The 22,687-nt window shown below is 41.4% G+C and carries 16 protein-coding genes; 1 reads left to right on the top strand and 15 read right to left on the bottom strand.

The genetic code is table 11. The features are described 5' to 3' along the window. Positions 1 to 229: 229 nt before the first annotated feature. The 4 genes from AC058W_RS15900 to AC058W_RS15885 are packed head-to-tail and all read right to left on the bottom strand — an operon-like array spanning position 230 to position 5,699. Entirely contained in the window at positions 230 to 1,489 is a 1,260-nt protein-coding gene (locus AC058W_RS15900) for an ABC transporter permease (protein WP_117844290.1), read from the bottom strand. Positions 1,490 to 1,507: 18 nt separating this feature from the next. After that, positions 1,508 to 3,523, bottom strand: coding sequence for an efflux RND transporter periplasmic adaptor subunit (locus AC058W_RS15895; protein ID WP_479390302.1), 2,016 nt, complete (start codon positions 3,521 to 3,523; stop codon positions 1,508 to 1,510). A gap of 5 nt (positions 3,524 to 3,528) precedes the next feature. Continuing rightward, entirely contained in the window at positions 3,529 to 4,200 is a 672-nt protein-coding gene (locus AC058W_RS15890) for an ABC transporter ATP-binding protein (RefSeq protein WP_117675422.1), read from the bottom strand. Further along, a complete protein-coding gene (locus AC058W_RS15885; protein ID WP_117675424.1) occupies positions 4,197 to 5,699 on the bottom strand; it encodes an efflux RND transporter periplasmic adaptor subunit in 1,503 nt (500 codons plus the stop codon). Before AC058W_RS15885 ends, AC058W_RS15890 begins: the two co-directional genes overlap by 4 nt. A gap of 278 nt (positions 5,700 to 5,977) precedes the next feature. Between AC058W_RS15885 and AC058W_RS15880 the strand changes: the two genes are divergently transcribed. Next, entirely contained in the window at positions 5,978 to 7,189 is a 1,212-nt protein-coding gene (locus AC058W_RS15880; protein ID WP_117675426.1) for a hypothetical protein, read from the top strand. A 144-nt stretch (positions 7,190 to 7,333) separates the two neighbouring features. On the opposite strand, the gene AC058W_RS15875 is transcribed toward AC058W_RS15880, so the two are convergent. The 11 genes from AC058W_RS15875 to scfB all read right to left on the bottom strand — a co-directional run. Then, positions 7,334 to 8,092 (bottom strand): sulfite exporter TauE/SafE family protein, encoded by a 759-nt coding sequence (locus tag AC058W_RS15875; protein WP_008703716.1) that lies wholly within the window; start codon positions 8,090 to 8,092, stop codon positions 7,334 to 7,336. A gap of 2 nt (positions 8,093 to 8,094) precedes the next feature. Continuing rightward, positions 8,095 to 9,891, bottom strand: a complete 1,797-nt coding sequence (gene aspS / locus AC058W_RS15870; protein WP_117675428.1) for an aspartate--tRNA ligase — start codon at positions 9,889 to 9,891, stop codon at positions 8,095 to 8,097. A 96-nt stretch (positions 9,892 to 9,987) separates the two neighbouring features. Continuing rightward, entirely contained in the window at positions 9,988 to 11,244 is a 1,257-nt protein-coding gene (hisS, locus tag AC058W_RS15865) for a histidine--tRNA ligase (RefSeq protein WP_479390307.1), read from the bottom strand. A 74-nt stretch (positions 11,245 to 11,318) separates the two neighbouring features. After that, complete coding sequence (locus AC058W_RS15860; protein WP_330489911.1) at positions 11,319 to 11,903, bottom strand: HD-GYP domain-containing protein; 585 nt, start codon at positions 11,901 to 11,903, stop codon at positions 11,319 to 11,321. A 17-nt stretch (positions 11,904 to 11,920) separates the two neighbouring features. Next, a complete protein-coding gene (gene hemZ, locus AC058W_RS15855) occupies positions 11,921 to 13,444 on the bottom strand; it encodes a coproporphyrinogen dehydrogenase HemZ (RefSeq protein WP_479390301.1) in 1,524 nt (507 codons plus the stop codon). Then, entirely contained in the window at positions 13,416 to 14,045 is a 630-nt protein-coding gene (locus tag AC058W_RS15850) for an MBL fold metallo-hydrolase (RefSeq protein ID WP_117675433.1), read from the bottom strand. The genes hemZ and AC058W_RS15850 overlap by 29 nt, the downstream gene beginning before the upstream one ends. Positions 14,046 to 14,077: 32 nt before the next feature. Further along, positions 14,078 to 16,408 carry a RelA/SpoT family protein gene (locus AC058W_RS15845; protein WP_118137485.1) on the bottom strand — a complete coding sequence of 777 codons (2,331 nt, stop codon included), beginning with the start codon at positions 16,406 to 16,408 and terminating at the stop codon, positions 14,078 to 14,080. Between the two features lie 37 nt (positions 16,409 to 16,445). After that, entirely contained in the window at positions 16,446 to 16,970 is a 525-nt protein-coding gene (locus AC058W_RS15840; RefSeq protein ID WP_117844283.1) for an adenine phosphoribosyltransferase, read from the bottom strand. A 160-nt stretch (positions 16,971 to 17,130) separates the two neighbouring features. Next, positions 17,131 to 18,843 (bottom strand): single-stranded-DNA-specific exonuclease RecJ, encoded by a 1,713-nt coding sequence (gene recJ, locus AC058W_RS15835; RefSeq protein WP_118137487.1) that lies wholly within the window; start codon positions 18,841 to 18,843, stop codon positions 17,131 to 17,133. A 185-nt stretch (positions 18,844 to 19,028) separates the two neighbouring features. Continuing rightward, positions 19,029 to 21,443: a protein translocase subunit SecD gene (gene secD / locus AC058W_RS15830; protein ID WP_118137489.1), complete on the bottom strand. Its 2,415-nt coding sequence runs from the start codon at positions 21,441 to 21,443 to the stop codon at positions 19,029 to 19,031. Positions 21,444 to 21,646: 203 nt separating this feature from the next. Then, positions 21,647 to 22,687: thioether cross-link-forming SCIFF peptide maturase (gene scfB / locus AC058W_RS15825; RefSeq protein WP_479390300.1), on the bottom strand; the 1,041-nt coding region annotated here is incomplete at its 5' end.

The raw sequence follows: 22,687 nt of genomic DNA, 5'->3' as shown, positions 1-22,687 counted from the left end.
AGCACAATCCGTCTCCATACTTCCATCCTTTTTTACTTTTTGTACAAAATTTAAGCACTTTTTTTGACATTTTCACCGTCTTAAGTTCTATCCTATGTCAAAATCTACTAAAACACAGTCTTTCATTATCAGATTTTATACACATGTAAATGAGCACTGAATCTAATCTCTCGTCAGATTCAGTGCCCACTTTTTGTTTTCTTCTTATTTTTCTATTTCTGTTTATTCTTTATTCGCTTCTAAGTGCATCGATTGGATTCAGATTAGCCGCTTTCACAGATGGAAGCAAACCAAATACCACACCGATTACTGTCGAAAACAGTACTGCAATCACAATTGACGGTACACTGATCGCGGTAGGAGATCCGGTTACTTTTCCCACAACTTTCGACAAACCAATACCGGTTACTACACCGATAATACCTCCAATGCTGGTAAGCACTGAAGCTTCCGTCAGAAACTGTCCAAGAATCGTCTTCTTACGGGCTCCGATTGCCTTTTTCAGACCGATCTCCTTGGTACGCTCTGTAACGGAAACCAGCATGATGTTCATAACACCGATACCACCTACAAGCAGGGAGATACTTGCAATCCAGATCAGCTGATTATTTGTACTCTCACTGAGTTTCTGCATGCTCTTAACCTGCTCCATGATATCTTCTGCTTTATATTTCATAGTGGTACTACCGTTTGTATTCAACGATGTGATGGAATTATTCAACGCATCTGCCGTAGAATTTCCCACAGAACTCATCGTATCTGTACTGTCCGCTTTTACGATCACATTCTGCGGCACATCAAATCTAAAGGATATCGGCCAACAGCTGTCCGGAATCATCACGCTTCCCACAATTGACTGGTAATAAGTATAATACTCATCAATACTGTTAATCGTTGGCTGATAATTCTCATCCTGACGAATCACACCAACTATCGTATATGGTTCCTGATTAATCTCTACTGTCTGTCCCACCGGATTCTGTGACGGAAACAGATTCTGTGCTGCATTGTCATCAATCAGGGCAACTTTGTTATAGTTTTTGTAATCATCACTTACAAAGCCTCTGCCTGACTGAATCACATACCCACAGGTAGCCAGATAATTTACATCAATCCCATAAACGCTTCCGCCTTCAAGGCTGTTGTTATTGTTATAAATGGAAGCACTTGTGCTGTTATAATAAAAAGTTGCATTCTCCACATGATCAAGGTCGCGTACTTCTTCTTTGACATCATCTGTCAGAACCGGTGCCTTTGAAGAATTTCCGTATTCTGAATCATACCGATTATCTCCGTCATAAAGATAAATATTTACTGTATTGGATCCGGCACCGATCAGATCCTCTTTAATCTGCTCACTGGTTCCCTTGATCGTAGAAACAATCGCAATGATAGATGCAATACCAATGATGATACCAAGCATTGTCAGGAAGGATCGCATCATATGTGACCATATTCCCTGAAATGCCAGGCGTATATTCTCAAGCATAAAATGTCTCCTTTCTTATCAAGATCCATACATCTGGTCTAAGGTAACTTCTCTTGTTTTTGCTCCCTCTTTGACATCTTTTCCATAAGGGAAAGCAATCAAATCATCTTCACTAAGTCCGCCCTTAACAATTACACTATAACCGCTGTCTACCGTTGCTCCCACAGAAATTTCCTGTTTCTTCAGAATTCCATTGTCATCTTTATAAACATAATTCGTGCTGCTGTCACTTCTGACAAACGCTTTCTGAATGACCATACTGCCCTCGGAAGAAGAAGCTTCGTAGTTAATCGTAACCCAGTCCTGATCCTCAAGCTGAAGCGTCTTATCTGTCACTACCGCGGTAAATGCATAGTAAGAAACGTTAGGATTACTGCTTCCATAGTAGCTGTTACCACTTACAGGATATTCAGAAACATCCATAACTTCTGCTTCAAATGAACCACTTGTATAGCTTGTACAGTTAAGAATTGTTCCCTCTTTGATATCATCCAGCATCAGTTCGTTGACAGAACCTACTACATAAAAACCATCACTGCTCTTTACCTTAAGCAAGGCTTTGCCATCGGTTGTCTCACCGCTGCCGCCATCTCCAACGTATGTAACCGTACCTGACAATTTTGCGCTGATAAGTTTTTTATTCGCCTTCTTTTCAAGCTGGGATATTTTAATATCACTTTCCTGAATATCCAGTTTCAGACTTGAGATCTTTCTCTTCTGATACTTAATCGCATCCTCCCTGGAAACTGGTGGTCCTGTCGGCTCTGCATCATCTCCTCCGTCTGTGTCACCTCCATCATCTGGAAGTATATCATATTTATCTGCATCTGCCAGAGTAAATTCCATCTCCACAAATTCATATACCGGTTTCTCCAGAAGGCTTCCATTTATCAGATAATATCCTGTACAAGAGCTTTTTCGATCCTCATAATCTGATATGGTATCATTCTGGTGAAATTCAAGCTGATACCAGTATCCACCCTGATGCACAACTTTTGTTCCATCAGCGCTGTATCCGGCAAGTTTATTAAAGAATGAACCCATAACTGTTACCTTTTCTTTTGCACTGCTGCACAAATATACATATGGATCATCCTTTGTACCACTTCCTGTAAATGGAATCGAATTCTCATCCAGCTTCTGATAAAATGGCTCATCACCGTCTGTAATATTCGGATCACCTTTCTGATAATAAGGATCAAAATATGTGGTATGGTCATCCAGTGATGGAGTTGGTGTCGGCGATAACTCCGGGGTATCATCTTTTCCCGGATTAAAAGAATCATCACTGCCGTCACCAAAATCGTTTGCAGAAGAATCTGTATACACCGGAGCATTGGCAGTATTGTCGGTTTCAGTTGTATCAGAAGTGTTATCTGCACTCTGATTCTTTTTGTCAGCTGTATTTTCAGTATCTGTTGAAGCAGCACCTGAACTATTGTCTGCTGCTCCACCATCCGTAAATGCAGACAACAGAAGCGGATGTATTGCCGCAGCCAGATAACTGCCTGACATATCTGCGGCTGATGACATGGTATCATCCGGAGTCATATCATCATCGCCTGTACCGGTATCACGGCTTCTCTTCGTAGTACTCAGGTCATCGGCATCTGTACTGGCATCCGACTCTTCTATCGGACCACCGTTTTGGAGGCTGGTAAGTCGGTTTACAGCCTTATTCAAATCCTGTTCCTGTTTCTGCTTTTTCAGTTTTGCTATATTTAATTCCATCTCCACCAAAGTGGTGTCAAATGAAATCAACGGATCACCTTTATTTACAGTATCACCTTTTGTTACATAAATCTGATCTATGATCAGATCTTTATCTCCATTTACTGTCTGCGTCGCACTGGATGTCACCGTTCCGTCAAGTGTGGTGGTCGGAGTATAGAATTCCTGTAATAATCCACTGACAGGTGTGACATTTACCGTCTTCTGGCTGCTTTTTCGCAGCTGCATCAGACCGGCGGAGATTCCACATCCGGCAACTGCCACCACCAACACTCCGGCGAGGATTTTCTTTACTTTACCCATGAAGATCACCTCTTTTCCTGAAGGATTCCATCTTTGATCGTAACCACTCTCTTTGCATGTGCTGCGATATCTGCATCATGAGTGATCATTAATACGGATACACCTTCATCGTTCAGTTTCTGGAAAAGTTCCATAACCTGTGCCCCGGACTTACTGTCAAGAGCACCTGTTGGCTCATCTGCCAGAAGAAGCTTTGGGTTATTGACAATAGCTCTCGCAATGGCAACTCGCTGCATCTGACCACCAGATAACTGATTGGGTTTAAAATCAACTCGGTCTGACAAGCCCACTCTGTCAAGAGCTCTCAGAGCTCTTTCCCTTCTTTCTTTCTTTGGCACCTTCGCATAATTTAACGGCATTTCCACATTTGCCAATGCACTCTGTTTCGGAAGCAGATGAAAACTCTGAAATACAAATCCTATTTTATTGAGCCGGATATCTGACATTGCGTTCTCCGAACATGCTTTAATATCCTGACCATCCAGAAAGAAAGTCCCCTCTGTCTGTTTATCCAGGCATCCGATAATATTCATCAATGTAGTTTTTCCGGAACCGGAAGGACCCATGATTGCTACATATTCTCCTTCTTCCATAGAAAAATTTACGTCTTTTAATACCGGGACTTTCATTTTACCCTGCAGATATTCTTTATAAATACCTTTTAATTCCAGTATCATTCAATCCCCTCCACATCTCCGTCTGCGCTCATACCCGGTGCCTCATCGATTGGTACAAGTTCTTCATTCGGATCAATTACATCATCTGTATCAGAACTATTGTCTGTTGTGTCTGTTGAGCTTTCATCCATATCCGGCTCTGTAAAATCATCCGCAGATGATTCCATATCTGTCATATCACTGACAGATCCATCCGCTCCATAGGAATCATCATCCATATCTGTAATTCCGTCAGCACCACCGCTCATTGTCTGTGCCAGATCTCCAACTTCTGTTTTCTCCCCTTCTTCCAAAGCTTCTGTCGGGAATGCAATCGCGTCTTTCTTTGTCAGACCATCAACAATTTCATATTCGCCCAGATCATCATCATGCTTTCCTAAAGTTACATAACGCTTCTCCAGTCTGTTCTTGTCATTGGCAGCCCATACATACGGCTCATTGGTGTCTGTGTCCAGAATATAATAGTCACTGAGCCACAGTCCATCTTTCTGATCATCCTGCCCGATATCACGCTCTATGTATACATGCTGTCCAAGCATCAGATTCTCTGAAGAATCCAGTTCAACATAAAAAGGATATGAAGTAGATGTCGTCTGATCATCAGAACTTGTGCTCGACATTCCAAAATACATATCATTGCTGCTATCATCTGATGTTCCATTATTAACATCAATAGATCCCATTGTTCCCTTCCACGTCTTACTGCTATCTACTCTGGATCTGATAATTACAGCTTCACCAGGCACAATCGAATCTCTATTCTGTTCATTAACTTTTCCCTTTACCCGATAAGCCCCGGTACTGAGAATTGTAATAAATGCAGAGCTGTCTGAACTGCTGTCACTTGATGAGGTGCTATCCATTGCGCTACTGTCATCCACAGAATCTCCGTCATCACTTGTCATCTTGGAGGTGTCAATTTTCTGAATCACACCATCAATCTCACTTCTGACTTCTGTATTCTGTGTGGCACTCTGAAGCTTATCAATTTCAGACTGTTTACTCTTCTGGCTATATTCATTTTTCTTGAGATTCATTTTATTTGTTTCAATCTCAATCGTGTATGAAAGCTGATCTTCCGCTTTTGCCTTTTTCTTCTCAGCTTCCAAAGTAGAAATCTGTTCTGTCAGGCTGATCTGCTCATTCTTTAATCTATCCAGATCAAGCTGTGCCTGCTTTAAGTCATCCTCGATACTGCTAAGATCATATTCAAAAAGAAGCTGGCCTTTTTTTACCTCTTCACCGGTCTTTACCTGAACCTCTTTTACTTTACGTCCGCTTTCTATCTTAACGTTTACAGTTTCCTGTGGTTCCACTACACCTGCAAAGCGGTTGGTCGCAGCTGTTTCAGCTCCTGTGATCACACTCACTTTAGATACATAAACTACTGTATCCCCGGAGCCACTCTGACCACTTCCATTAAAATGATACCATACGCCACTTCCAATACCACCCGCAGCAATCAGGATTCCCAAAACGATGATAATACGTTTTTTCATAGTTGCCTCCTTGATATTATCGCATTTTTGATGTCGACATCTATTATACACTACTATTTTTTTACTTCGTATTTATATAGTTACGTTTTCCTGTAACTTTCACTTCCCTATCATATCAGATTCTATCTTAAAAAAAAAGCTTTGCATCTAAATGATGTCATTTTTCACAATTTTTTCACGTTTATTTTATGAAATTCGTTCATGTTTTTCGTTTTTTTGACAGTCACCGCAAAATCTGGTAAAATACTCAGAAAGTATTGTGAAAGGAAAGAATACGCATGAACACAAAGAAACGTCTGGCTCCTTTGCTTTATATTTTATTTGTTTTTTTCGCTGTATTTATGAACAGCGGCTGTTCACATAAAAGCGGGTCAAATGTAAAAAATGTTGTCAGAAATGAGTTGGATCAGTTAAAGAATCTTAATTCAGAAACAACTCAAAAATATATACCGTATAAAGAGCTGTTCCCCGATGCTACAGAAAACACTGCATTATCCGATGAAATCAATGAAGTATTTTCTCTCTTTTTCCAGAAATTTGATTACAAAATTCTGGATATCAGCGTCGACACGGCAAATAATTCAGCCACTGCTTCTGTGAAACTTACTACAATCGATGCCAAGCCTCTTGCCAGAGATTTCGCAGCAGAACTGCTTCGGACCGAAATCACAGAAGCTGCACAGGCCCAGACTGGAAATATCAAAGATTCTTCCAAATCACTTGAGGCACATTATCTGATTCTGAATCATCTTTTGGATACGAACAAATATGATTCAACTGAAACAGACTGTTCCATTCAGCTTATTAATACCGGCAGTGATAAAAAAGAAAAATGGGAGATTCAGCGTACAAGTTCCCTTGAAGATGAGCTCGTCGGCGGTCTCATAGCCAATCTGGCTGATCCGGATATTCTTTCACCGGAAGATACCCTGACTGTCTATCTTGACACTCTACAGAAACTGAATCTGAAAGAAATGACATCTTATCTGGGTGTAGTAAATATCATGAATACATCCGATACTGCAAAAAATTCCATTGCCTCAGCACTTGCCGAACAGATTCATAAAAATTTTAATTATGTCATTAAATCCAGCAGTGAAAATGGATACAATGCCACTGTTACAACTGAAATTACAACCTTTGACAGTGATTCGATCCTGGCTGATTATCAGGAAAAGCTTGATAAATATCTGGCTTCTGCTGAAGCAGTTATCGATGGCTCTCAGAAACGATACGAAAAATCTTTCGAAATTCTTCTGAACAGCATCAATGATAATACCGTTACTACCGTCAACGATGTAGATTTTGTTCTAATCAATGATGGGGTATCCTGGAAACTTCAGGATGAGGGAAATACTTTGGGAAATGCTATTTTCGGTACTTTGACAGATTCTCCTCTCGAGACTTCTGATTCTGAGGATGAAAATATTTCTGCCGATACAGATAAGCAGACAGATGATAATACTTCTACTGAAAGCAGTTCCAATTAACGATTAGTCAATCGGATATTCGCAATCCGCTTTCGCTACGTGGCTCTACACCAAATAACTAAAAAGGCCATCATATCACAGAAATATTCCTTTTCTGAATCATTCTATGATATGGTGGTCTTTTTAATCTTTGTCTTATTCTTTTTACATCCCCGTTATAATTTTGATAAACAGTAAAACCAGAACTATCAGAATAATCGGTCTTACGATTTTATTTCCATTTTTCATTACCATTCCAGATCCTACATAATGCCCTGCAATGGAAAAAACAGAAGCTGCAAGTCCAAGATATATGACAATCTTTCCACTAAATAAAAAAACAACTAATGCCATTATATTAGAAGAAAGATTTGCAAGTTTCATAGTTCCGGAAGCTTTCGCTACGGGAAGTTTTGCTACTCCTGTATATAAAATAAGCAGAAACGTACCAGTTCCCGGCCCATAAAAGCCATCGTAGCAGCCAACAGCCAGAGAACACACCGCACACAAAATCCACTGTTTCTTTCTGGAAATCTCTACATTGCTGTTATCATCCAGATTTTTCTTCTTCATTACATAAAACGCAACAATAGGAAGTACCGGAATCAGCATCCATTTTAATATCTTATCACTGGCAAGAAGCGCAATATGAGCGCCTGCAAAAGAACCGACAAGAGCCATGGAAATACATGGCAGTGCAACTCCCCAGTCCACAAATTTATTCTTACATAAACGTGCTGTTGAAATCGCTGTCCCAGTTGCCGAGGATAATTTATTCGTTGCTATCGCATTGTGCATCGGAACCCCTGCAAGCAGATACGCAGGCAGGGAGATCAAACCACCCCCGCCTGCGATAGAATCAACTAATCCTGCAAGGAATACCAACGGGCATACAATCAAAAACGTCTGAATTGTAAGCTCCATCCTTATTCAGTTACTTCCTCCGGTCTTACTTCCAGTTCCAGTTCTTTTAACTGCTCCTCGCTTACGCGGCTCGGAGACTGAGTCATCAGACAGGAAGCATCTTTAACTTTCGGGAATGCGATTACGTCACGGATGCTGTCAACTTTCGCCATAAGCATTACCAGACGGTCAAGTCCGTATGCCAGTCCGGCGTGAGGCGGAACTCCATATTTGAATGCGTCCAGAAGGAATCCGAACTGCTCGTGAGCAGCTTCTTTTGTGAATCCAAGTGCTTCAAACATTCTCTCCTGAATATCATCCTGATGGATTCTGACACTTCCTCCACCAATTTCATTACCGTTTAATACGATATCATATGCTTTTGCACGAACTTTTCCAGGATCTGTATCCAGAAGTGGAAGGTCCTCTTCCATAAGCATGGTAAATGGATGATGCATTGCTGTGAAACGATTCTCTTCTTCACTCCATTCAAGAAGCGGGAACTCTGTTACCCATACGAAACGATACTCATTCTTATCAAGAAGATCCATCTGCTTTGCAAGTTCCAGACGAAGTGCGCCAAGTACATCATAAACCAGTTTCTTCTTATCTGCTGCAAACAGAAGTAAGTCTCCTGCTTTACCATCCATAGCTGTTACCAGAGCATCCATTTCTTCATCTGTCATGAATTTAGCAAAAGAAGATTTTCTTGTGCCATCTTCAGCGATTGCAATGTATGCAAGGCCTTTTGCACCGTAACCTTTAGCAAACTCAACCAGTTTGTCAATTTTCTTACGTGGCATAGCGCCCTGTCCTTCTGCATTGATACCACGAACACTGCCGCCATTTTCCAACGCAGAAGTAAACACGCTGAATCCACAGTTTTTAACTACATCACTTACATCATGAAGTTCCATTCCGAAACGCATATCCGGTTTATCAGAACCAAATCTGTCCATAGCTTCCTGCCATGTGATACGCTGGATTGGAAGTTTTACATCAATATCAAGTACTTCCTTGAACAGATAAGCAAGGAATCTCTCATTTACATCGATTACGTCATCAACATCTACAAAAGAGAGTTCCATATCGATCTGAGTAAATTCCGGCTGTCTGTCCGCACGAAGGTCTTCGTCACGGAAACATCTTGCAATCTGGATATAACGGTCATAACCAGAGCACATCAGAAGCTGTTTGTACAGCTGCGGAGACTGTGGCAGACCATAGAAATGTCCCGGATGAACACGAGACGGTACCAGATAATCTCTTGCACCTTCCGGTGTACTCTTACCAAGCATCGGAGTTTCAATTTCAAGGAATCCTTCTTTTGCGAAGAACTGTCTTGTAAGCATCATGACTTTGCTCTTAAGCATAATGTTCTTCTGAAGGTCAGGTCTTCTTAAGTCAAGATAACGATATTTCAGACGGATTTCATCTTTTGTCTTGCTGTTCTCTTCAATTGGGAACGGAGGTACCTCTGCTTCAGACAGAACACGAAGGGATTTTACGCGAAGCTCAATTTCACCTGTTGCAAGATTCTTATTAACAGCGCCGCCTCTTTCTTCTACCACACCGGTAACAGCGATTACGAATTCACTTCTCAGTTTACCTGCTTTTGCAAAACCTTCTTCATCAATGCTGCCATTTTCAAAAATCAGCTGCATGATACCGGAACGGTCTCTTAAATCTACGAAAATAATTCCGCCTTTATCGCGGGCTTTCTGAACCCATCCCATAAGGACAACTTCTTTGCCGATCATTTCCTTTGTTACTTCTGCACATCGGCATGTTCTGTGCAGTCCCTGCATACTTTCAGCCATGTTTCTTTCCTCTTTTCATGCTTTCTATATTATAAGAATTGTTGTAACTATCCAGCAGTCTGCTATCCCGCAATGTTGCTGAACAGTTACGAATTATTACATTCTGTCTTTAAAGAATTCTACAAACTCTGTATAGCCCTCTGCTGTCATCTGATCTTTCTGGAATTTCTTATTCTTCTTCATAATAGAAATATTGATCTGTGTTCCGACATTACGCTCTTCCTGAGCCTGTTTCAGAATCGTCAGCATCTTGTCTGCCGGCATATTCTTCTCGATAAGATATGCTTTCTTACCATTCTTTGTCGGGATTTCATAATTTCTCTCAAGAAGAAGCATTACGATTCTCTCGAATCCAATTGAAAATCCGCAGGCAGATGTATTGTTTCCTGTAAATTTACCGATCATCTCATCATAGCGTCCACCGCCGCCTACGCTGCCGCCAAACTCATCCATAGAGATTTCAAAAATCGGTCCTGTATAATAAGACATTCCACGTACCAAAGTCGGATCGAAAGACATCTTAAAATCTGCTGTCTTGACAGAATCTACAGTAGAAATGATTGTTTCAAGGTCCTCAGCTACCTTTGAATCCAGAACATCTTTTAATTTCTCTTTACAGTAGCGAACACCTTCGATATCAGAAGTGATTTCTTTGAAAAGTCCAAGATAAGTGTCAATACTTTCTTTGGCAAATCCTTCTTTCTCCAGTTCTTCTGCAACACCTTCAATACCAATCTTATCCATCTTGTCCAAAATGATAAATACTGTGTCAAAGCTCTCCTGCGGGAATCCACTGTACTGGGCCATTGCCTTTAAAATCTTTCTGTCATTGATACGGATGGTAAAGTTGTGGAAATCCAGCTTTCCAAGCAAAGTTGTAGTAGCCAGAACCAGTTCAATCTCAGCCAGGTAAGTAGGCTCCCCCAGAATATCGATATCACACTGCATAAACTGACGGAAACGTCCTCTCTGCGGTCTGTCTGCTCTCCATACATTTCCCATCTGAAGTGCCTTAAACGGAGCCGGAAGCTCGTTTGCATTGTTTGAATAGTATCTGGAAAGCGGTACAGTCAGGTCATAGCGAAGTCCGGAATCAACCAGATCACCCTCTGCCTCAGCTTCTGTAAGTTTTAGTTTTTCTCCACGTTTCAGGATCTTGAAAATCAGTTTTTCATTCTCTCCGCCCTGTTTACTGGAAAGATTCTCAATGTGTTCTACACATGGTGTCTCTATAGATGAAAATCCAAAAGTTCCGTATGTCTCACGAATCATGTTCATCACATAGTTACGAATCTCCATCTCTTTTGGTAAAATGTCTTTCATACCGGTTACCGGTTTCTTCTTTAATGCCATGTTGTCCTCCTCTTTTATCGTATTCAACATTACTGATTCCTTCTTTATCTCCTCAGTAATATATCAGCCCTGTTTCATTTTCGGAAACTCTGTCCGTCTCCATTATGAACCACTCTCTGAAATGCCAGAAAAACCTGCATATCAAAATTCTTGACCTCATCGATCATCAGTTCCATAACCGCAGAAATGTCAAAGGCTTTTCTGTACGGTCTGTCTGAAATCAATGCCGCATATACATCGCAGACTCTGAGAATCCGGGCACCTATCGGAATGTCCTCCCCTGCCTTATTGGCCGGATATCCGCTGCCATCATAATTCTCATGATGGTACAGGATACTCTCCAATACAAAGTCCGAATATCCCTGTCCTTTCAGTTCCTCATATCCCAATGTTGAATGCATACGGACATACTTCAGTTCCTCAATCACAAGAGGATCCTGTTCCTGTCCGTTGATATAACTTGTCAGCTTCAGCTTTCCTATATCATGGAGCATTCCCGCAATCGCAAGTTCATAGCACTGTTCATGCGGCAATCCCATCTCTTCCGCAAGTGCATAAGCAAGATTACTTACCATCATCCCATGATGCAGTTCAGAAGCAAGGTCAAACTCCAGAATCCTCTCCTGCGAACCCACTGCTGTCTTTTGTACTGTATTCAAAGTGTTACCTCCACATCCTACAGCCAGGTAGCTATTGCTGTCCGTTTTCTCTCAATCATCTCATCAATGCGTGAAATATAATTGGAAACATCCTTTACATTCTCCACACGTTCGATCCTTTTGCCATGGTCAAAGACCAGCTTGGAAGAACCACCTGCACCCAGTGCAATGATCGGCTGTTTTTCCTCCATAATCAGTATATTGTAAATTCCAGCTTTGTCAACCTTTGCATAGCCAACATTTTCAAAATTTCCCTTCATATTCTTCTGTCTGTACAGATAATAAGGGCCCATTTCCATCTCATATGCTGTTTTCATCGTGAGATCCATGATCTCCTGATTGTTCTCAAAAGACATTTCCTGATATTTTTCTTTGAAAATATTTAACCGTGCTGCACGCTTAACTGCCAGAGAATGTACCGTCATGCTGTCCGGAGACAGTTCACGGATCTGTTCAAGAGTACGTTCTACCATATGAATGTCCTCTCCAGGAAGACCTACGATCAGATCCATATTAATGTTATCAAATCCCAGTTCTCTTGCCAGATGAAAGGCTTCCTTTGTCTGGTCTACTGTATGTTTACGCCCGATAATCTCCAAGGTCTCCTGATTCATTGTCTGCGGATTTACAGAAATTCTGGTCACCGGATATTCCCGAATTGCCATCAGTTTCTCTCGTGTGATACTATCTGGTCTGCCGGCTTCTACAGTAAATTCAGCCAGCCCCTCGTAACCAAAAGCTTCTCCAACAGTATCCAGAAGTTTCCGGATCTGATGCGGAAGTAATGTGGTCGGAGTACCACCTCCTATATAAATGGTATCCAGTTTTCTGCCCTTCATCATAAGAGCCGTTTCTCTTACTTCTTTGCAAAGGGCTTCTACGTACTCATCTGATCTTTTCTCCCACACTTTCAGCGGATACGAACTGAAAGAACAATACAGACAGATACTCGGACAGAACGGGATTCCGATATAAAGGCTGTATCCATTCTCATAATCAATATCTTTGAGAATTTCTCTTTCCCTGTTGGCAATCGTAATGGCAAGGGCTGTTTTCTGCGGACTTACCAGATATTTTTCTCTCATCTCCTGTGCAGCTTCTGTGTTCTTCATACCGGATTCGATCATTCCCATTGCCAGTTTAGCCGGACGAATTCCGGTCAGATTTCCCCATGGAAGTGTTCTGCCCGTTAATTTCACCAGAAGCTGGTACAATGCATACTTAATAGAATCCTTATTCTCTTTTCTCAGTGCATGAGGATCTTTCACTGCACTATCCGTGATCACTTCCGCAGAAGCTACACCTTTTATTTCCGTTTCTTTAATTTCCGGATTTTCTTTTCTATCATATTTTATGAAATAATTTTCATTATCCCGTTCCACGCAGAAGCGGAGGTCATACTCTGCTTCATCATCTTCATAAAGAGTATGTATCTCCGCCTCGGGATAAAATGCTTTAATCAATTCATAAACATCATGTTCAAATTCTCTGTTCTCAAACAGAATGCCTATCTTATACAAATGGATTATACCTCTTTTCATAGCCAATGCTTGTAGATACATCATGTCCTGGAAAAACTTCTGTTTCTTCCGGAAGAGAATCTACCAGTTTATGCAGACTCTGCACGATCTGTGCTGTACTTCCTCCCGGAAAATCTGTTCTTCCCACCGAACCATAAAAAACAGTATCGCCACTAAACAATACCGCCTCATCTTTCAGATAATAACAGCAGCTTCCCTTGGTATGTCCCGGTGTATGAATCATCTGAACAGAAAAACCAGCAATCTTAACCACGTCCAGATCTTCAAGAAAAACATCCGGCGCAATGGAACAATCTCTTCCACAATGTGCTGTCATATTAATCTCCGGTTCCCGAAGCATCTCTTCTTCCTGACGACAGGCATAAATCGGAATATTGTATTTCTCTTTCACTGCCTGAGCTGCCATGATATGGTCAAAATGTCCATGTGTAAGCAGAATTGCCACCGGTTTTCCATTCATCTGAGAAACTTTCAGCTCAATCTTCTCCGGACAGTCTGCCGGATCTATAATGATCAGCTCTCCGGTTTCTTTATTTTTAAGGAAATAGCAGTTTGTATATACAGGTCCTAATATACATTTCTGTAACTCTAAGTTCTTCATGTTATCCCTTTCTATCCATCGGTTTTCTGTGATCAGCCGGTCGTTCTCTCAACATCAATGACACTTTCTACCTGACGGATTTTCTCTATCAGAGAACGCAGTTCCTCCTTGCTTCCGATTTCAAAGCTCATGGAAATGGTTGCTTTCTCCTGCTTGCTTGTACGGCTGTTAATACTTCTAAGGTCAATCTTACGTTCTGTAAATATCTTAGAAAGATCAACAAGAAGTCCTGTACGGTTATTCGCATATACCTGAATCTCAGCCATGTACTTCTCTTTTTCCTTATTGTCAGGCTGCTGCCATTCTGCCTCGATCAACCGGCTTCGGTCAAGTTCTGACATATTCAGCACATTGATACAGTCTGTACGGTGAATTGTAATTCCACGTCCTCTTGTGACAAAACCTACGATCTCATCACCCGGGATCGGATTACAACATTTTGAAAAACGAACCGCCACATCATGAATACCTTTTACCACAATACCGCTCTTGCTCTTCGCAATATGAAGCTTCTCCTGTGTTTCCGATGCAGCTTCCAGAACCTGCTCATCTGTCAGAGACTTCTTATTCTCCTTGTCATAGGCTTCTACCAGCTTATTAAATACCTGACCTTCTTTTAGTCCGCCATGACCAATCGCAGCAAGTACGGAATCCCAGTCGCGGAATCCATATTTATGCATAACAGCCTCCAGATACTGAGGCTTATTATAATTTACAATCTTAAATCCCTTTGCACGGGCATACTGCGCAAGCATTTCCTTACCCTTAAGGATGTTATCTTCTTTTAATTCTTTCTTAAACCACTGGTTAATTTTGTTTTTCGCCTGTGTACTCTTAACCAGTTTCAGCCAGTCACGGCTCGGTCCCTGAGAATTCTGTGAAGTAATGATCTCAATACGGTCACCATTCTTGATCTCGTATTCAATAGGAACAAGCTTTCCGTTTACACGCGCACCTACCATCTTATTTCCAACTGCGCTGTGGACACTGTAAGCAAAGTCAACCGGTGTCGAACCACTTGGAAGTGTCTTGACATCTCCCTGTGGAGTAAAGCAGTAAACACTGTCTGCAAAAAGGTCAAGGTCATTTTTCAGAAGACTCATAAACTCTTTGTTGTCAGACATATCTCTCTGCCATTCCAAGATCTGACGCAACCAGTTAAGCTTCTCTTCTTCACTCTTTCCTACAGGTGCTTTGCCGTCAGAAGATTCCTTATATTTCCAGTGTGCCGCGATACCATACTCAGCAGTTCTGTGCATCTCATAAGTACGAATCTGTATCTCAAACGGCTGTCCATTTGGACCAATCAGAGTCGTATGCAGTGACTGATACATATTGGGTTTTGGCATGGCAATATAATCCTTAAATCTTCCCGGAATCGGTTTGTACATCTCATGAATCACGCCAAGGGCAGCATAACAGTCTTTTACTGTATCTACCAGAATACGGACTGCAAACAGATCATAAATCTGGTCGATCGTCTTATCCTGATTTACCATCTTCTTGTAGATGCTGAAGAAATGTTTCACACGTCCGTCTACCTGTGATTTAATACTGGCATCTTCCATGTGTTTCTTGACTTCTTTTACGATTGCACCTACAAACTGTTCCCTCTCACTCTTGCGCAAAGCAATCTTCTCTACCAGATCATAATAAACATCTGGTTTCAGATATTTCAGTGACAAATCGTCCAGTTCTACTTTTATCTTGGAAATACCGAGACGCATGGCAATAGGAGCATAAATATCCATCGTCTCTCTTGCTTTTTCCTGCTGTTTCTCAGGGCGCATATACTGCAGAGTACGCATATTATGAAGGCGGTCAGCAAGTTTGATCAGAATGACTCGGATATCCTTTGCCATAGCAAGGAACATCTTTCTTAGATTCTCTGCCTGAACTTCCACTTTGTCCGCCGAATAAGACAGCTGTCCCAGCTTGGTAACACCATCTACAAGAAGTGCAACTTCTGAACCAAATTCCTTCTCAACTTCTTCATAAGTCATCCAGGTATCCTCGACCGCGTCATGAAGAAGACCTGCCACGATTGTCTCTTTATCCAGCTCCAGATCTGCCAGAATGATTGCCACACACAAAGGATGGATGATATATGGTTCACCGGACTTCCTCTTCTGTCCCTCATGCGCCTCACTCGCAACCTTATATGCTTTCTCTATCATAGAAATGTCTGTGGACGGATGATACTTTAAGACACTGTTTATCAGTTCTTTGTAAAGCACCTCCGGACTTGTAAAATCATGCATGGTTTTTACCGCTGCATCTGCTCTTTTTACAGATTCCAGTTTTTCTTTTTCAACCTGCATCTCATCTTTTTTTGCTTCTGTACCTTTCGTCATCTCTGCCATATACTCCCACCTGCCTGTCCTGCACGATCAGTCGTGCTTATTTACCGTCATAACAAATCACGGATGCTACATCATATCCTTTCAGTCTTTCACGTCCTTTTAATCCTGCAAGTTCCATCAGAAATACAACTTTGACCACTTCTCCGCCAAGCTGTTCTACAAGTTTAATGGCTGCTTCGATAGTACCGCCGGTTGCGATCAGGTCATCAATGATTACTACTTTCTGACCAGGTTTGATGGAATCTTTGTGCATCTCGATTTCTGCACTGCCATACTCCAGTTCATAGCTTGCAGATACTGTTTCGCATGGAAGTTTCCCTTTCTTACGAATCGGTACAAATGGTTTATGAAGATTATACGCAATCGGCACGCCAAAGATAAATCCTCTGGATTCTGTACCCGCGATCACATCTACGTCTAAATCTTTCAGGCAGTCCTGCATAGAATTGATTGCCAGCTGCAGACCATCTGCGTCCTGCAGAACACTTGTAATATCTCTGAAAATAATCCCCGGTTCTGGAAAATCCGGTATACTTCTTACGTATTCTTCAATTTTCTTCATTTTATCTCTCCTCCGGCATATTTAATACAAATCTTCAATAATTTCCCCAATTTTGCTGAAAAAACAGAGACTTGTTCTATTTAGTCAAGTAATAGATTAACTCATAAATATTTTATAGTATATCACCTTTTTATTTTAGAATCAATCGTTACTCTTATACTTAACAATAATTCTGAATAATGATCTGGAGACTTTCCCGGCCTCTGAACCTGTTAATTTCCGGATAATAAGTAACAGAAATACTGTCCTTTTCTCGTATAAAATTCATAAAATCATCTGCTTCTCCAAAATAAATTCCTTCTATTATGGCGCCCTGAGGGTCAAGAAGTTTTAACTTTACCACATTTTTATTTTTTCCAATAATGTTGCTGTCAAGCACTCTTAATCCTTTTTGCGCAAAAATTGGCTTTACATTTCCCTTTCCAAAAGGTTCTAACAGAGAAATCTGTTCTACCAGTTCTTTTGTAATATAGGAAATCGGCATTGCCACATCAATTACTATCTTAGGCCTTAGATCTTCTTCGGTCAATGTACAATTTTGGTTCAGCTGTTCTCTGAATTTCTCTATATTCTCTTCCTCTATCGAAAGTCCTGCCGCCATCGGATGCCCACCAAACTGAACCATCAGATCTGCACATTTTACCAGTTCATCATACATGGAATAGCTTTCTATGGATCTTCCACTGCCTTTTGCACATTTTTCTCCTCTTGTCAGCACAAATGCGGGTTTGTGATATTTCTCCCTGAGTCTTCCTGCAATAATTCCCGCAAGGCTCTCATGGCATTCCGGAAGATACACCACCAGCACCCTGTCATTTTTCAGTTCTGTTGTTTCTATAAGCTGGATTGCTTCTTCCTTTCCTTTTTCAGTAAGTGCTTTTCTACTCTGATTAAGCGCTGTTAAATCCCCCGCAAGTTTTGCTGCTTCTTCTTTTGTCGACGCATTCAAAAGCGCAAGCGAACGTGCTGCTGTGTCCAGTCTTCCACTGGCATTGATGCAAGGTCCTAACACAAATCCAATGTGATAGGCTGTAATCTTTGAGTCCTCCAGATTATTGGCACGAATCAGTTCCTGCAAACCTTTATTTTTTGTATTTGGGAGACGTCTGAGGCCTTCTTTTACCAGAATACGGTTTTCTCCCTGAAGATCCATGACATCACCCACTGTTGCAATTGCAACCAGCTCATAGTAATCTTCCAGTTCTTTCTTTTGGATATCAAATCGTTCATAAAGAGCTGTGATGTATTTAAAAGCTACCACTGCACCACATAGATTTTTATTCGGATACAAACAGTCACATTGTTTCGGATTCAGAATCGCATCCGCAGGCGGCAATATTACCCGGCGTTCTCCGTTTTCCTCTCTGTAAGGAATTTCATGATGATCTGTTACGATCACTGTCATGCCTTTTTCTTTTGCCATCTGAATTTCTGCACAAGCAGCAATTCCATTATCACAAGTTACGATAGTGTCAATTTTATCCGACTCAGCTCTGTCTATCAGATGCTCATGGATCCCATATCCGTCTGCAACTCTGTCAGGAATATAAGTATCTACATTTGCTCCGATTCTTGTCAAGCCTTTCAATAAAATGTATGTAGAAGTTACACCATCAATATCATAGTCTCCGATAATCCGGATTTTCGCCTGCTGCTGTATTTTTTTCTCCAGTATGTCTACTGCTTTTTTCATATCTTTCATTAACCAGGGAGATGGAATCGTATCTATTGTCCCTAACAGATATTCTTTTATTTTCTCTTCCCCGACCACATCTCTGTTTCTGATCAGCCTTGCGATCACCGGATCAATATGAAACTGTCTGCCTATCAGGTTAAAGTCCGCCTTCTTTGCAGCTACTACCCATTTTTCCATGTATTTTCTCCTCATTTATCTATAATAGTTAAACAAAACTAATTTCTTTTGCTTTCTCGTGAATGTCCACGGATTATTACATAATAATACAGTTTTCATCGGCTATGCAATACGTTTATAAAAAATGTCCCGGGGATTATCCCCCGGGACGGTATGTATCTGAACATTTAAATCAGATGAATATTCTATTTCTGTTCAGCATCATCATTTTGCTGATTTTTTGCAGCTTCTTCAGCTGCCAGACGCTCAGCTACTCTTTTTCTGTTTTTCTTCTTAGGCTGAGTCGGATCTTTCTGCGATACGTCACGTGCTTTTTTAGGTTTAGAAGAAGATTTTCCGGATGTGGAAACTGTGGCAATCGCCGGCTGTCCTTTTCCTACAAATTTCTTTTTCATTACATACCATAATGCACCTGTAATGCATACAGAAGAATATGCACCGACAAGAACACCAACCATCAGAGGTGCTGCGAACTCACGGATAGAAGAAACACCCATGATATAAAGAACAGCTACCATAACGAAAGTTGTAAAGGAAGTATAAATACTTCTTGTAAGTGTCTGAGTGATACTTGCATTTACAATCTCTGCCAGTTTCTCTCTGGAACCGCTGTGCAGATTCTCACGGATACGGTCGAAGATAACGATCGTAGCGTTAATGGAATAACCTACAATCGTAAGCATGCAGGCAATAAATGTATTACCTACGGATACTCTCGCGATTGCATAGAAAGCAAGTACAACTAAAACATCATGCAGAAGTGCAAGTACCGCACTGCTTGCAAAACGGATGTCTTTAAATCTGAACCAGATATAAAGGAGCATACAGATTGTAGCTACGATAACCGCTACAATCGCATCCTGACGCATTTCCTTACTTACTGTAGAAGAAATACTCTCTGTGGAAATTGTGCTCTCATCTACACCAAATTTCTCAACCAGTGCATCTTTAAGCGCCTCACGCTCGCTCTGTTCCAGAGAACGTGTCTTAATTACAACCTGATTTGTTCCTACTACTTTTGTAGGCTGAACGTTCTTATCGCCTGTTACATCTTCAACAACTGGTGTTACCTCAGAGTCAATTGTCTTAATGTCCATGTCCTCATTAAATGTAACAGTTGTAGAAGTACCACCTGAGAACTCAAGGCTGTAATTCAAAGCTTTATTTCCGGCATTTGAATGAATAAACATTGCTACCGGACCGCTAAGAATAAGGATAATGGAAATAATGAAGAATACTTTCTTCTTTCCAAGGAAATCTACTACCTTACGTTCTTTAGCAGCTCCGTAGAATTTCGCATCGCGAACTCCAACTGCATAAAGCGCGTTCACAACCAGACGTGATACAACTAAAGCTGTAAACATAGAGATTACGATACCAAGAGCAAGAGTATAAGCAAAGCCCTTAACTGTACCGGATCCAAGCCACATCAGCACGAATGCAGCAATCAGAGTTGTGATATTTCCATCGAAGATCGCGGAGAAAGCTTTGCTGAAACCGGATTTGATGGAATTTCTTACGGATACACCTGCACCGATCTCCTCACGGATACGTGCATAAATAATAACGTTGGCATCCACCGCCATACCGATACCCAGGATAATACCCGCAATACCCGGAAGAGTAAGTGTGATGTCAAAGGCATTCAGTGTAATCAGCATCAATGATGTATAAAGGATCAGCGCAACACCTGCAACAACACCAGGTACGCGGTATACAATGATCATGAAAATAATAACAATGATAAGGCCGATAGCACCTGCAAGAACACTTGTAGAAATTGCTTCCTCACCAAGCTGTGCAGCTACAACACTGGAACGAAGTTCTTCCAGTTCCAGTCCCAGGGAACCGATACGGATATAAGAAGCAAGGTTCTGTGCTTCTTCCAGATCAGACATACCACTAATCTGTGCTTTTCCACCGGAAATCTCCTCATTTACGTTCGGAGCACTGATGATCTGATTATCGTAAACAATCGCTATCTGCTTGCCTACATTCTCTTTTGTAGCTTCTGCAAACTTTGCCTTACCACTGTTGTCTCCGTCAGAAGTAAGTGTAAGACTTACTACATACTCTTTTGCGCTTGTGTTCTGATTCTGAATGGCACCACCCTGTGCATCTGCCACATCAGAGCCCTCCAGAACAACACTTCCGGATTCTTTAATCTCATCCATTGTTCTGGAAAGAACATAGCCGTTCTGTCCTGTTGTAAAGTTCTGGTTTCCGTCAGCATCCTGCTGAGTGATAAAATACAGAGAACCTGGTTTACCCAGATCGTTCAGAATGGTATCTGCATCTGTAACACCAGGAATCTCAACTGTGATACGGTCTGATCCTTCCTGATATACCTGAGCTTCTGTACTGTACTGTTCTACACGCTTCTGGAGCTTGTAGATAGTATCTGACATTTCCTCGCTTGTCGGATTACTTTCCTTGGCCTGGTAGGTAATGCTGACACCACCGGCAAGATCAAGACCTGTGTTGATATGTTTTGCTGCACCGGTTCCGGTAGGACCGATACCTACGGCTGCAGTAAAGCAAAAGAACACAGTCAGGATCAGTGTCAGAAGCAGCACTACGATTCCTTTACTTTTCTTCATAGTTCTTTTCCCTTCTTGATTATTTGTCCGCGGTCATGTGTCCATCTGCATGTACATCCATCAAGCAGATATTCTTTACCTGCTTTCACTACCTGCACATAATCGAAGAAGTGATTCGGTTATGAACAAATATTGATGTACCGGGCCATTTTCTATTATGATAACAGCCGGCAGATCACGCTATCAACCAGCATCCCTGCTGATTAATCACATGCCAGTGCGGCTTTTATCATGATAGCGCACTCCACACGTTTTCTCTGGAGTTCGCATCCGATTTCATAATTACCTTTGATATCTCCCTGGAAATGGAATGCATTTGCCGCACATCCGCCACTGCAGTAGAAACGTGCAAAACAATTCTTGCAATCTTTCTTTGTATAAACGTTGCATCCGCCAAATTCTTTCTGAATCTCTGGTTTTACGATACCCTCGTCTACATTTCCCATCAGATATTTTTCTTCACCAACGAACTGATGACATGGGTAAAGGTCACCCCATGGTGTTACAGCCAGGTATTCTGTTCCTGAACCGCAGCCAGACAGTCTCTTGTGAACGCATGGACCACCTGTCAGATCGATCATAAAGTGGAAGAAATTAAATCCTCTTCCCTCTTTTTCTCTCTTGATCATTTCTTTTGCAAGAGCATCATACTCTTCTATGATCTGCGGAATATCCTCCTCACGGATCGCATATTCCTCTGTATCTGCTGCGACTACCGGCTCTACAGAAATCTGTTTAAATCCCAGATCTGCCAGATGAAGCACATCTTTTGAGAAATCAAGATTATGATGTGTAAATGTACCTCTTACATAATACTTGTCCTGATTTCTGGATTCTGCAAACTTCTGGAATTTCGGCATGATCAGGTCATAGCTTCCGGCACCTTTTCTGAACGGACGCATATAATCATGTACTTCCTTACGTCCATCCACACTCAGTACAACATTTGCCATTTCTTTATTGCAGAATTCCATTACTTCATCATTAAGCAGAACGCCGTTTGTAGTAAGTGTAAAACGGAAGTTCTTATTATGAATCTTCTCCTGCTCTCTGCCGTATTTTACCAGATCTTTTACAACCTGCCAGTTCATCAATGGCTCTCCGCCAAAGAAATCCACTTCCAGGTTTCTTCTGGATCCTGAATTTGCGATCAGGAAATCAAGTGCTTTCTTGCCGACTTCATAAGACATCAGGGCTCTTCTGCCATGATACTCTCCCTCTTCGGCAAAACAATAACGGCAGGC

Source organism: Blautia sp. CGZ-1-C1, assembly GCF_056504575.1.
The sequence above is the reverse complement of the archived record's forward strand: the minus strand, read 5'-3'. Positions and strand labels throughout refer to the sequence as shown.